Origin of the sequence: Geminocystis sp. NIES-3708 (genome assembly GCF_001548095.1) — a bacterium.
Classification (GTDB): Bacteria; Cyanobacteriota; Cyanobacteriia; order Cyanobacteriales; family Cyanobacteriaceae; genus Geminocystis.
In genome coordinates, this window is sequence record NZ_AP014815.1 from 2,909,171 (window position 1) to 2,923,307 (window position 14,137).

General features: G+C 29.1%; 10 protein-coding genes and 1 tRNA gene. 4 read left to right on the top strand and 7 right to left on the bottom strand.

All coding sequences use genetic code 11. From position 1 onward, the window contains the following. Nucleotides 1-2 precede the first annotated feature (2 nt). The 5 genes from GM3708_RS12810 to GM3708_RS12830 form a co-directional block, all read right to left on the bottom strand. Nucleotides 3-2,099, bottom strand: coding sequence for a hypothetical protein (locus GM3708_RS12810; protein WP_066347666.1), 2,097 nt, complete (start codon nucleotides 2,097-2,099; stop codon nucleotides 3-5). A 43-nt stretch (nucleotides 2,100-2,142) separates the two neighbouring features. After that, nucleotides 2,143-2,718: a hypothetical protein gene (locus tag GM3708_RS12815; RefSeq protein ID WP_066347668.1), complete on the bottom strand. Its 576-nt coding sequence runs from the start codon at nucleotides 2,716-2,718 to the stop codon at nucleotides 2,143-2,145. A 71-nt stretch (nucleotides 2,719-2,789) separates the two neighbouring features. Next, nucleotides 2,790-3,614 (bottom strand): glycosyltransferase, encoded by an 825-nt coding sequence (locus GM3708_RS12820; RefSeq protein ID WP_066347670.1) that lies wholly within the window; start codon nucleotides 3,612-3,614, stop codon nucleotides 2,790-2,792. Then, nucleotides 3,601-4,353: a galactosyltransferase-related protein gene (locus GM3708_RS12825; protein ID WP_066347673.1), complete on the bottom strand. Its 753-nt coding sequence runs from the start codon at nucleotides 4,351-4,353 to the stop codon at nucleotides 3,601-3,603. Before GM3708_RS12825 ends, GM3708_RS12820 begins: the two co-directional genes overlap by 14 nt. A gap of 134 nt (nucleotides 4,354-4,487) precedes the next feature. Then, on the bottom strand, nucleotides 4,488-7,433 hold the full coding sequence (locus tag GM3708_RS12830; RefSeq protein ID WP_066347676.1) for a UPF0182 family protein: 2,946 nt from the start codon (nucleotides 7,431-7,433) through the stop codon (nucleotides 4,488-4,490). A 186-nt stretch (nucleotides 7,434-7,619) separates the two neighbouring features. Here GM3708_RS12830 and GM3708_RS12835 point away from each other — a divergent pair, with 186 nt between their 5' ends. From GM3708_RS12835 to corA, 4 genes are all read left to right on the top strand, one after another. After that, nucleotides 7,620-8,087: a phosphoribosyltransferase gene (locus GM3708_RS12835; protein ID WP_066349459.1), complete on the top strand. Its 468-nt coding sequence runs from the start codon at nucleotides 7,620-7,622 to the stop codon at nucleotides 8,085-8,087. An 86-nt stretch (nucleotides 8,088-8,173) separates the two neighbouring features. Beyond that, nucleotides 8,174-9,625 (top strand): folate/biopterin family MFS transporter, encoded by a 1,452-nt coding sequence (locus tag GM3708_RS12840; RefSeq protein WP_066347679.1) that lies wholly within the window; start codon nucleotides 8,174-8,176, stop codon nucleotides 9,623-9,625. Nucleotides 9,626-9,757: 132 nt separating this feature from the next. Continuing rightward, nucleotides 9,758-9,829 (top strand) — tRNA-Lys (locus GM3708_RS12845). Nucleotides 9,830-9,946: 117 nt separating this feature from the next. Then, entirely contained in the window at nucleotides 9,947-11,074 is a 1,128-nt protein-coding gene (gene corA, locus GM3708_RS12850; protein WP_066347682.1) for a magnesium/cobalt transporter CorA, read from the top strand. A 421-nt stretch (nucleotides 11,075-11,495) separates the two neighbouring features. Here corA and GM3708_RS12855 read toward each other — a convergent pair whose 3' ends face one another. Together GM3708_RS12855 and GM3708_RS12860 are read right to left on the bottom strand one after the other, a co-directional pair. Continuing rightward, the gene (locus GM3708_RS12855; RefSeq protein WP_066347684.1) at nucleotides 11,496-12,743 is read right to left on the bottom strand and encodes a D-alanyl-D-alanine carboxypeptidase; all 1,248 of its coding nucleotides are present in this window, start codon (nucleotides 12,741-12,743) and stop codon (nucleotides 11,496-11,498) included. 68 nt (nucleotides 12,744-12,811) lie between these two features. Next, entirely contained in the window at nucleotides 12,812-13,993 is a 1,182-nt protein-coding gene (locus GM3708_RS12860; protein WP_066349461.1) for an aspartate aminotransferase, read from the bottom strand. Between the last annotated feature and the right edge of the window lie 144 nt (nucleotides 13,994-14,137).

The following is a 14,137-nucleotide window of genomic DNA, read 5'->3' on the forward strand; positions in this document are numbered from 1 at the left end:
GATTACATTATTTTTTGTTTAAAATTATATACTTTACTTATAGATTCAAAATCATCTTGCATAAGGGAAATATCTTGAGACATTAATAAACAATAATAGGCTTTTTTTCTATCTCCTCTCACTAAAAAACTTTTAGCTAAATAACGCATAAACGGAATAAAACCTAATTTTTTGCTAATTTCTTGAGACTTATTTTTACTTAATTTCAATTGAATTCTATCTAAAAAAATACTAGGGTTTATTTTTAAGTTAAATAGTACCATCTCAATACCTAATTCTTTTAATTCTTCCAAGCTAAGTTCAGACAAATGATTTGATTTATTATTAATATTGTTTTTATTTTTAATTTTTATTTCTCTTTTTTCTAATACCAATGGACGACGAAAAAATGCAGAATTTATTATTGTGTCATCAGTTAAACAACCTAATAAAATAGACCAATGTACTAAGATACTTGGTAAACAATTGAGATTATTTATTTGACAAAAATCTAAATCAGATATAAATAATGGTAATAGAGGAGTTAATTTGGTGATTAAAAGAGATTCTTTTTTAGTTCTAGCACTACTAATAGCTTGAGAAATACTTGTTAATAGTAAACGATAACTTAAAGAATCGAGGATAATTTGTTCTTTTATCTTAATATTTTTTAAGTGAATCCATAATTCTTTTTGTTCTAAAAATAAGGCAATAATTAATAAATCTAAATAAATTAAATATAGTTTTTGTTTATTTTGATATTCTGAAAATATTTTAATTGTTTGTTCTTCAAAATCAGCCTTATGATTATTCATCAATACATTCAAAAATAGAAATAGTTTATCTTGCCTGAGTTGCTTTGAACTATCTATATTTTTTGCTATATAATTATTATTAACTAATTGATATAAATTACGTGGTAAACTATAAAATATCCAACGACGACTCTTTAAAATTTCTGATAACTGTTCTAAATAATTTTCATGGTAATTTAATTTAATAGTTTCTGACAATAATGATTCTGAGTTAATAATATTTGCCTGATAAAAATCTTCAGGATATGAAAATTTTTGATATTTGATAACATCTTTTTGATCTAAAATATCAGTTAATTTTATTTTAATTATTGATTCCATATTATCTTTCTCGTTGACTTTTGTAGTCAAATAACCTATTATTTTTTGATTTTTGTTAGTGCTAAAAAAAGTTCTATAATAACTAATCTCTGGAATAATAGGATAATTTTTGATAGATATTATTTCTTCTTCGATTCTACCTAAAAATTTAAGATTAATGCTACCATTCGGACAAAAATTATCGCTCTCAATTTCTGCTAAATCACCGTTTTTATAACGAATTAAAGGCATTATATCACTATATAAATCCGTTACTATTAAAACTTTATTTTTAACTTCCACAAAACATCTCTTTTCATCTATGTGAATATTACTACATAGAGGACAAGAAAATCCATAAACACCACACTCTTGACTTCCATATTCATTAATAATGGGGGCAGAAAATGTATCTTCTAAAAGTTTTTTTTGATGAGGAAATAAGTGTTCTCCCGTACAAATAATAGCTTTAATAGATGAAATTTTAATATTTTTATTTGCAAATATAGCTACTTCACATAATCGACTAGGAAAACCACGAAGTATAACAGGTTTTTCTGTAGAAATTTTTAATGATTGCCAAAAAAAATTATCAATAATTCCTATGAGTGAATAATCATTTTCTCGTAACGGAAATAAACGACTATTGATATTCATAATGGGCAGATTATCATCAATATTCCACCAATTTAAGAAATTTTTTAATCCTATTTTTCTTTGTTGATTCCATTGGGAATCTCGAAAATAAATAAATGCTTCTGATGTTGTACCACTGGTAACACCCCGATAAACAATATCATCAACTTGAGCTAAAAAATTTTCTGGAAATTGTCTTAATTCTTCTTTATTAATAGGATCAATTCTTGTAAAATATGATAATAAATCCCCATCACTAAGATTAGCCAAAAATGATTTATTTAATCCTATTTTTTTAAATTTTTCATTATAAGCTGGAAGATTACTTCCCTTTATTAGCAATTTTCTTAATTGTGTAAAGTTTATCATTTATATCCATAACTAAAAGATATTTTTTATGTATTTTAATCTACTAATTTTGATTAAATTTAGCTAATATTTCTGCTTCTAAACTATGATATATGGTATCGAATAAATCATCATTATTCAATGAAATAGGTAAATCTGAAGGCAATAATGCTAATCTATTTGGCTTCGTACAAAATTCCCCTAAATAAACAAGATAGTCAACATTTACCCAACCATCAGAGCGAAAATTAGGTGCTGAACCAAACCCGAAGAAGGTATCATAATAAGGGGAATTTACGTCTCGAATATAAGCCCATCTTTTCGTTTTATCAAATTTGGCTACATAAACCTGCCATCCACTAGGTATTTCTCCTACTATATCTCCTCCTGGAGTAGATCTAATTCTTAACGGACCACTTTCAGTTCTTATTTGATAAAATTTTTGAGAGTTAACCAAATCAGAATAAACAGAATAACCGTCTTTTCCTTTAAATTCTTTGGCACATTTATAACTAATTAAATTAGTGTCAGGATTCAGATTTTGATTATTCTTATTTGATGAATTTTGGAGAGCTTTTACTTGTTGAGTTATTAGTAAAGAAAGACTTATTAAAATTAAATATTTTATTTTAAGATTCATAATTATTATACCCAATATTGCACATTCATTTACTTATTATAAAGCTAAAATTTATTTTCGAGAAAATTTGATTATATTTCCTTACAATTATTTATAAATGTTGGAATTTCAATATTAATTGTCAAAGATGAATCAGTAATAAAATCATTTAAACTACCTTTAATTATTCCTTGAGAAAGCATCTCACAGGAAGTAAGAATGTTTTGATTGCGAGTATTAATAGGATTTTGTCCTGATTGATTGCGTAAATTATCTTCATGACTGAGATGAATTACTTGAGAGATTTTGACAATTTTATAATCTAATATTTGTGCTCGAATTAACAAATCTTGATCTTCCCATCCCCATCCTCGTAAACGCTCATTATAACCTCCTAAATTTAATAAACTTTGACGATGAATACAAATTAAACCACACCCCGGACGTTGTGAATATAATTGATCAGGAATGATTTTTATGGAAAAATATTTAGATTTAATTTTATTAATAATTGGCATAAATCTGAGACGTTTAATAGCATAATTTTCAGCTTGACTTTCTTGAACATCAGCAATATGAGCAATATTATTATTGTTACTATTAACAATATTATATAATTCTTTAATAGTGTTTGAATTCCAGATAATGTCAGCATCAGAAACTAAAATTATTTTGCCTAAACTTTCTTGTATTCCTATGTTTAGATAATAACTTTTTTGAAAATTATTATTATCTTTTATATTAAGTTTTCTAATCTTTTTATTATTTAGTAGTTTGTCTTCTAAGTCTATTAAATCATCACCTGTAATAATAGTGATTAAATCAATCAGTTCAATATTAACAAGAGATGTGATAGTTTGACTTAGAGTATTTCTTCCTTTTACGGGAATTAATACCTCTAATTTAATCTGATTCATGATAATATTTTTGATAATAATAATTTCTATTTTGAGTAATAATTTCAGAAGAATACCAATCTAATTGATAATCATGAGCTAAATGTAAATATAATAATTCGGGAACTTTACAAATACTCAAATTATCAGCAAAGCAATAACGTTGAATTAAATCTTGATCTTCTCCACCCCAACCTATAAAATTTTCATCCCAACCTCCAATTTTGATAATTTTTTCAGTTTCAAAGATTGGTAAAACTCCCATTTTTTCAAAACTAATTAAATGTTTTTTTAAAGCTGTAGGTTGATCTTCTGGAGCAATTTTTGCTCCTTTAATATTATCTTCTAATAAATCAAATTTATATAGATAAGATTCTTCTAACATTAGTCGATAACCTGTCACTAAAAAATCATTACTTTTTGCTGTTAATTGCCAATGTTTAAATAAAGAATTTTTGTAGGGAATTAAATCAATATCATAAGCCATAAGATACTTTGTTTCGACTAATTTTAAGGCAGAATTTAATAAATAAGTTTTATGAAAAATTCCATCACCTTCAATAAAATAATACTTTATCTTTAAATCTAAGGCTTGTTGTTTGATGGTTAGTGTTGGACTCAAATCATTTTCTATTAAAATTATTTCCATGGATGAAAAATAATTATTCTGTTTTTTCGTCCACTTTAGCCAATTATAAAAAGAGTTAAAAGCCAATTCTCTTCGGCGATAAGGAATGAGTAAAGTTAATTGATTTCTCATTATATATTTTAAAAAATTAATGATTAATTATCTTTATAATGTTTTTTTGTATTTATTTTTTATAAAATTGACATCTTTATTGATAAGTATTTCTTTTAACTCCTCTCCTTAGCAACATACTTTTTAAAAACCTCTTAATTAATTGATGAATTTTGTAAAATGCGAATAATCGCCGATTCATCAATTTCACCATCTCCAAAAATATTATCTAAGGCTTTTTTTAAGGTATTTGCCATAACAATTTTATTCTCATAAACTACAATTACCCTTGCTAAAGTAGGAACACTATTTTTATCAGCTTCTATATATACTGGTTCTACATATAATAGAGATTCTTCTATGGGTATAACTAACAAATGTCCTTGTATTGCTTTTGAACCTTGACGATCCCATAAAGAAATTTGACTAGAAATGATAGGATCTTGATTAATTAAAGCTTGTATTTGATCAGGACCATAAACTAATCTTTGTTTTGGAAACTGATACAATAACAATTTACCATAGTTTTCTTCATCAGATCTTGCGGCTAACCATGCGATTAAATTAGGGCGAGAGATAGGGGTATAAGGATGTAATAAAATAAATTCTTCTTTATCGGCAATAGGCAACTTCATGATTAAATAATAAGGTTGCATAGAAAGTATTTCATTTCCATAAACTTCTTCAGGTACTTGCCATTGATCTTCTCTGTTATATAATACTTGAGGATCAGTAACGTGATAAGTTAAAAGTCTTTCTGATTGAGTGTTAAATAAATCAATGGGATAGCGAATGTGTTGTTTAATATCCAAAGGCATAGATTTTAAAGGTTGAAACAATTCTGGAAAAATTTTTGCCCATGATTGTATGATAGGATCTTTCTCGTCGCTAATATAATAAGTAACATCACCATCTTCAGCATTGATTAAAACTTTAACAGAGTTGCGAATATAGTTAAATTTGTTATCTCCTGCATCAGAATAAGGATAATGATCTGATATAGTATAACCATCTATAAGCCAATAAAGGTGATTAGAGTCTTGATTATTTCCCTTAGCGATTACTAGGTAAGGATCTCTATCGTAGTATAAAAATGGAGCGATCGCTTTCAATCTTTCTCCTAGATTACGGCGAAATAAAACACGAGTTTTATCAGTAAAGTTATTTGTAAGCAACATTCGCCAATCTTTTAAATAAACAGAAAACAATAATTTACGCCCAAAAGAATTAAGATAAATACCCCCTTTACCATCATAGGTATGATAAACATTTTCTTCGCCACTGGGAAAATCAAATTCAGGTACCTTAGTATTAGTCATAACATAATTATTTGTAGCTTGACCGTAGTAAATACGAGGTCGATAAATGGGAATACTGTTTCTAACTCCTTCGGATGAAGTATTTAAAGCTCCTGGATCTTCTGGTGTGCCAATATCTTTGATAAAATAGTAAGGTAAGCCACCGTCATCGACTCGGTTAACAGGAGACATCGTGAAACCATAACCATGAGTATAAACTAAATGTTGATTTACCCAAGTTTGTGCCTGAGATGGTAATAATTGAGAATCTAACTCTCTTCCCGCTAAAATTACCTGCTTATTGATAGTTATATTTTTGCCAGAATCGATAGTCGTTTGAATATTATAGCGATCAATATCAGCATCTTTAAATACATAGTAAGGACGAATTTGTTGTAATTGACGATTAGCTTGTAGAATAGGGAGGGTATCCCAAAGGCGAATATTATTAATAGTTAAAAAATTATTTTCAATATCTTTTGCTGTTAAATTACCTTCAGGATTAAAGGTTTGTACATCGATTTTTTCTAAATTAAAAGCATTTCTTGTTTGTTCAATATTACGCAAAATATATGGTTTTTCTAAAGCTAATTCATTAGGAAGTACAATCATATTTTGTACTAAAATGCCTAATAAAAGACCAAAAGAATATAAACTAAAATATAAAATAAATGGAATAGTAGAAACAGAAATAAAAGTTTTATTATTATTTTTTAGTTTATATCTATTTTTATCAATTCCTCCTGTAAAAGATTTAGTAAATAACCAAATTGCCATTAATAAAGTATAGATTGAAGTAATCGTTTCTCTTGGTAAATTAATATGAATATCCGCATATCCAGCTCCATAAACCACCCCTTCAGGAGATAATAAAAATAGATAACGATTTAACCAATGACTCATGGATAAAGCCAACATTAAAAAACTACTTAAACCATATAAATGTCTTAATTGATAACGAGAAAAACCCTTAAAATTTCCATCAGAAAGACTATTATTAGCTAATAAATAAATTAAAGTAACAGCAACAATACTATAAAGAAATAAACCCTGTAGCCAAAAATTTATTACTTGTAAAAAAGGTATTTTAAAAACATAAAAACTTAAATCATGATGAAAAAGAGGATCTTCTTTATTGAAAGGGATACTATGAAAATATCTTAAACATCTTCCCCAATAACTGGAAAGAATAAATCCAAATAAAATACTATAATAAATACCAACAATTTTTAACCATAAATTAGTTCTCAAAATCAATAAAATAATAAATAATATAATTAAAATAATTTGCCATCCCTCTTCCTTAAAATTATTTACTATTTCCTGAAATATACTTAACTGAAACGGTTTGAGAACAAGGGGTTTTAAATTGGGTAATTCTAAACTATAGTAATTAATGCTTTGTAAAATTTTTGTGTAATAAACAAGACTAATACTTATTAAAAGAGAAAAACTAAATATGATAAGTGATAAAAATTTTAAATTTAAAGGAGGAGATTGAGAATAAAATTTAACATCAGAAGAATTAAAACCTTCTTGTTGCTTTTTTTGTTTTTCTGCCATTATGAAATTTACCCATAAAAAACAGAAAGAAGTAGAAAAAGCTAACAACCATAATAATAATTTTGTAAAAGAAATTTTCCAAAAAATATTAAAATAGTTTACTTCTTTAAACCATAATATATTAACATTAATTTTACTAACAATAATAAAAAATATATAAATAAATAATAAGCTAATACTAATAAAAATAAGTTTATTATTCTTGTTACCTAAATGTTTAAATATTTCGATTACTTTCATAGAAAATTTCGGTATATTTTTAAATAATAGAATGAACAAAAAATTAAAATCATCAAATATGTTACATTATTATCTATCCACCATAATTATTTAAAGATTCGATTTAAGTATTTTATTCATGATAAAAATGTTTTAATGATTATTAATAAAAATTTTAATTTATCTATAAAATATATTTTTAAAATTATGACAAAAATTAATAAAAATAAAAAAGAATTAATATTTACATGGGAAGAATTTAGAGAATATTGTGAAATAGTCACTACCATGATTGTTAACAGCAACAAATCTTATTCCCAGATAATTGCTATTGTTAGGGGCGGATTTTATTTAGGAGACTATATCTCTCGAAAATTAGAATTACCCCTATCAGTTATAGTTACCCAAAGTTACTCAAAAGATAATCAACAACAGAAATTTTTAGCGGGAAAATTATCCTATATTAACCCCCCCAAAGATAGAGTTTTATTAGTTGATGACTTATTAGATACGGGAATTACCATGACAACAATAAAAAAAAAGCTAGAAAATAAATGGAGAGTAGAAGTAAACACAGCAGTAATATGGCAAAAATCTCATAGTCAATATCGAGCTGACTATTATCACAGTATAACCCCAAAAGATTATTGGATTAAACAGCCATTTGAAAATTAAATGATTTAATCAGAGTTTTCATTAGTGAAACCAGAAAATTGAACTCACGCTAATATAGGTAAAGTAATAAAACTTTAAGATAATTAATGTTTATTAATATTTATCAAACCACCAAAATTAGGCAATACATCGAAGATAAACTATTATTTGGCAATAAGCTCACCCCAGAATTATTTGCTATTCTGACGGTGTATTTTGTACAAGGTATTTTAGGATTAGCTAGACTTGCTGTTAGTTTTTTCTTGAAAGATGAATTGATGCTTTCTCCAGCCGAAGTTTCTGCTTTGATGGGAGTAGCCGCAATTCCTTGGATTACTAAGCCAATTATTGGTTTTTTAAGTGACGGTAAACCTCTTTTCGGTTATCGTCGTCGTAGTTATTTATTTCTTTCGGGCATTTTAGGTACAATGGCATGGTTAAGTTTAGGTACGATTGTTAATAATGCGTGGAGTGCGACTATTGCTATTCTATTTACTTCTCTTTCCGTCGCAATGAGTGACGTTATCGTTGACTCAGTAGTAGTAGAAAGGGCAAAAAATGAATCTTTAGTTAAGTCAGGTTCTTTACAATCAGTAACATGGGGAGCTTCAGCTCTTGGAGGCTTAATTACTGCCTATTTTAGTGGTGCATTGCTACAACAATTTAGTAACAACACCGTATTTTTAATTACCTCTTGTTTTCCTTTATTAGTAGTAGGTGTAGCGGGATTAATCATTGAAAAACCCAGAGAAAAAGAAAATATATCTAATCCATTCAAAGGACAAGTAAAGCAATTATGGCAAACTATCACCCAAAAATCTATTCTTGCTCCAGTAATTTTTATTTCTCTTTGGCAAGCAACTCCTAGTGCCGATTCTGCCTTTTTTTTCTTCTCTACAAACGAATTAGGATTCACTCCTGAATTTTTAGGTAGAATAAGATTAATTACAAGTTTAGCTGCACTAATAGGCATATTTTGTTATCAAACATGGCTAAAACAAATCTCTTTCCGAATGATGTTGGGTTGGAGTGTTGTTTTATCCTCTCTTTTAGGCATGACAAGTCTAATATTAGTAACCCATTTTAATCGTGTTTTAGGTATCGATGATCATTGGTTTAGCTTAGGAGATAGTCTGATTTTAACCGTTATGGGACAAATCGCTTTTATGCCTGTATTAGTATTATCAGCACGTCTTTGCCCAGAAGGCATCGAAGCTAGTTTTTTTGCCTTATTAATGTCAATTTGGAATTTAGCAGGATTAATTTCCAACGAATTAGGTGCGTTACTTACTCATTGGTTAGGGGTAACAGAAACTAATTTTGAAAATCTTTGGCTATTGCTGTTAATAACTAATTTGTCTAGCTTATTACCTTTGTTCTTAATTACATTATTACCCAATGAAGATCCACAAATTCAGGATAATGTTGAAAATTTACCTACATCGGAAATTTATGAACATCATAGTACAGGATCTGTCTTTGGTCAAAATATTATGCCCGAAGTCATTATTGACTTAAACTCTCATATTGCTAAATCTTCAGCTTCTCCTAAAAATTGACGGCATTTTTTTCAGGAGAGGATTTTATCTTTAATAAATTTAATTTCGCAAAATATTTCCTTTCCCCTTGCATCTTTTTTTTTTGTGCGTTATACTGGTTATCGTTGTGAAAAAAACAAACAACTGACCAACGGGTCGCTAGCTCAGCGGTAGAGCACTCGGCTTTTAACTGATTGGTCCTGAGTTCGAATCTCAGGCGACCCATTTTTAACCGTAATCATAATGAATTCCTTTAAGAATACTAAAATCAGCTTATTGGAATCATGATAATATATCCTTGTTTCAAAAAATATCAGGTTTTATTTTCGGAATTTTTTCATTATGTTATCTAATTCATCCTTCAAAGAAGAAGAAGAAGATTATTTCGATTATTCTTATGATGAACCAGGAAGTGAACCTGGTAGTATTACGATTGATCCATCAGCGTTACCATCTAATATTACTTTGATTGAATATGATAAAAATAATGTTCGTCATTCACTAAATGTACAACCTAAAAATTGCATTTCATGTCTAACAAATAATATGATTTCTTGGGCTGATATTGATGGATTAGGTACGGAGAATATTCTCACTGAAATTGGACAAGTTTTTAAACTACATCCTTTGATTTTAGAAGATGTCGTCAGTGTTCCTCAAAGACCTAAAATCGAAGATTATCCTGATCAATTATTAATTATAATTCATTCAATAAAACCGAATCAAAATGAAAAAGGTTTTACTTCTGAGCAAATTAGTTTTATACTAGGAAAAAATTATTTATTAACTTTTCAAGAAGACACCATAGATGATTTTTTTAAAGTTAGAGAACGTATTCGGCTTAATCAAGGAAAAGTAAGACAATTAGGCGCAGATTATTTAGCTTATTTGTTATTAGATACCTTGATTGATAATTATTTTCCCGTTTTAGAAGATTATGGCGAAAGAATTGAAGATTTAGAAGATAAAATTGTATTGGATCCTAGTAAGAATACATTACAAGAAATTTATAATGTTAGACGTGAATTATTAGCTTTAAGACGTTCAATTTGGCCTCTCCGTAATCTTTTCAATGAACTAACGAGGGAAGATAATGATTTAATTACAAAAGAAGTTTATATTTATTTTCGAGATTGTTATTATCACACCATCCAAATTTTAGATATTTTAGAAACCTATCGAGAGTTAGCATCAAGTTTAATGGATGTGTTAATCTCGTCCATGAGTAATAAAATGAATGAAGTAATTACTTTACTCACAATTATTTCTAGTATTTTTATTCCTTTAACTTTTATTGCTGGACTTTATGGCATGAATTTTCAGTATATGCCTGAATTAACATGGCGTTGGGGCTATTTTGTCTGTTTAGTGTTAATGTTTTTGATTGCCTGGGGTATGATTTATTATTTTTGGCGAAGAGGATGGTTTAAGTTATTTTTAGCAAAACGGCACAAAAATAAATCACAATGAATAAAAATAATTATTAAATAACGTCTCTTTGTTTTATTAACACATCTGTACAAGCAGAAACCTAAAAAGATAAATGTGAAAGCTTTAAAGAAGTTAATATAAGAAAAACCTATAACCTTTTGATAGTTACAATGATTCCTGAAAATCTAATTATGAAGTTTCTATTCGTTTCAAATATTCTGACAATATATCTGATACTTTTTATAGCCGTAATGTGGCAATGGAAAGAGGATAAACTTATTCCTTAACATTTCGTATTTCCACAAGTAAACAATCTTATCAGGCAAATGTATTGATTGAGGATTCAAATAATATCGCTTATACTGTTTCTATTGTTGGTTATAAATAAAAAAAACATCTCCAACAACTAAAAATTATATAACTACTATTGCCTAAAGTCTCAAAAAAGTCTATTAATCATTTACAATAATCTATTTTCCCCGAAAGAAATATCAATTGATTTTGTAGGTAATAGAGGTTTAAAAGTCCAATGTTGTTCAAGATTTCTCAGTAAAATATCTTGTTTTTTTCTTAAATCTTCTATATCACTACCGTAATTAATCACGGCAAAATAAACATGATTTCTCTGCACAGTGGGTATAACTCCTGCTAAGGCACTTACTACCGATAATGTTCCTGTTTTGGTGGGGATACCATAGGGGATATTGCGATATTCTACTGTACCTTTTTTATCGACTCCCGCCACAGGGAATAAGTCACCGAGGTTAATACCACTACTGTCTAATTGATTATCTAAAGCCATCAACATTCGACAAACTCCACGGGGTGAAATGCGGTTATCAACTCCTAATCCTGAACCATTTTCTAATAAAATTTCTTCTTGTGGTACGTTGGCTATTTTAGATGCAATATCACCAACTTTTTCACCTCCTCCTATTTGTTGGGCTAAAGATTCTGCTATTTTATTATTACTATAAACATTCATCGCTCGTAAAATTTCCCTTAAAGTAAGAGATTGATGAGTTAATAATAATTGTGCATTATCAGGTATGTGATCGCCTTTTTTTACTATTCCTTCTATTTGTATCTTAGGCGGAATAGGCTTATCTTTCATCTTTTGATATTGTTTTTCGATGATTCCTGACCAATTTTTCTCGTTTAGAGCTTGTTTTAGTAACTCTCCGGATTTAAGGGAATGTTCCTCATAATTCATTTGCCAATTGCCCAAAACAATTAAATCACCTTCTACTTTTATAATGCCTAATTGTTGTAATTTATTTCCTAATATGATGGCTTCTTCCCATACAAATAAAGGATCTCCTCCAGATTCTACTACTAAATCACCTTTAAGAATACCGTTATTAATTTCCCCAATGCCATAAATTTTAGTGGTAAAACGATAATTTAATCCCCATTTATCTATAGAAGCAATCGTGGTGGCTATTTTTGTTAAAGATGCTGCTGGAGCAGGAACTTTTCCTTGATGCTCGGCTAAAATAGACCAATCCGATTGAATCCAAATCCCTTGTTTATTAGTGGATAGACCTTGATCATCAAGAATTTGTAGATATTTAGATATTATAGTTTGTACTTGAGGATCAGGATCACTAGGTATCTGAAAAATAGAAGCCTCCTGCCATGAAATTAAGGGTAAAAATTTTGGTTGAGAAGAATTAAAAAGAAATGCTAATAAATGAGAAAAAAACATAAACAATTAGCGATTGATCATTAAGCATATATTATGAATCAAAAAAGTTAAACTTAGATGTGTTTAACCTAATAACGTATTCCTGCATTTTCCCAGCGTTTTAGTGCTTCTCCAAGGCGATCACAATCTCCAATCAAACTCAAACGCACATAACCTTCGCCACCTTCTCCAAAGGCATTACCAGGAGTAACAACTACCCCTGTTTTTTGCAATAAATCCAGAGCAAAATCTGTAGAATTGGAATTACGAGGAACTTGAACCCATAAATACATAGTAGCTTTAGAGGGTTTCATTCTCCAGCCTAACTTACTCAATCCTTCAATCACGAAATCTCGACGCTTTTGATACCGTTGTTGTACCTCATGAATATAACTATCAGGTAATTGTAATGCTGTTTGTGCAGCAGCTTGAATAACGCTAAAGATACCATAATCAAGATTAGTTTTTAATGTACGCAATCCTTGAATAATATCGCTATTTCCTACCACAAAACCCACTCGCCAACCCGCCATATTATAGGTTTTGGAGAGGGTATGAAATTCTACTCCAATATCTTTTGCCCCCGGAATTTGCAGTAAACTCGTCGGTTCATAACCTTCAAAGGCTAATTCTGCATAAGCTAAATCATGAACTAACATAATTTCATAATGTTTTGCCCAAGATACTACTTCTTCAAAAAAGCTACGGGGTGCAGTGGCACTGGTGGGGTTATTCGGATAATTAAAATAAAGAATTTTTGTTTTTCGAGCAATATCTTCAGGAATGCTACTTAAATTTAAAACCCAATCTTCTTCAGCTTTTAAAATAGGTGCATAAATATCTGCCCCAGCAATAGCAGGTCCTCGATAATGAGCGGGGTAAGATGGACTTGGTACAATAACCGTATCTCCGGGGTTAATATAAGCTAGAGCAAGATGGGATAAGCCTTCTTTTGAGCCTAACAATGGTAACGCTTCACTATCAGCACTTAAATCTACTTGATAACGTCTTTGATACCAATTGGTAATAGCTTGACGAAAATCTGTTGTTCCCTCAAAAGGTGGATAACCGTGATACTTTGTGACATTTAAAGCCACTTTAGCTGCTTCAATAATAGGTTCTGGAGTTGCTCCATCAGGGTTGCCCATACCTAAATCAATTAAATCTAAACCTTGTTCTCTGGCTTTGACTTTTAATTCATCTAAACGAGCAAAAACATAAGGGGGTAAAGCACTTAAACGATCAGCACGATTAATCCAACTGGTTTTCATGGGTATATTATATCTCGAAGGCATCAAAAAAAAGTTATCAGTGTCGCCCAAACATATCAATCTTGATTTCTGAAGGAACGAACTATTTAGACAGTCTTTCATTATGACATTAATTGCCGCTATTTTCTAAGTTATCAGGACTTC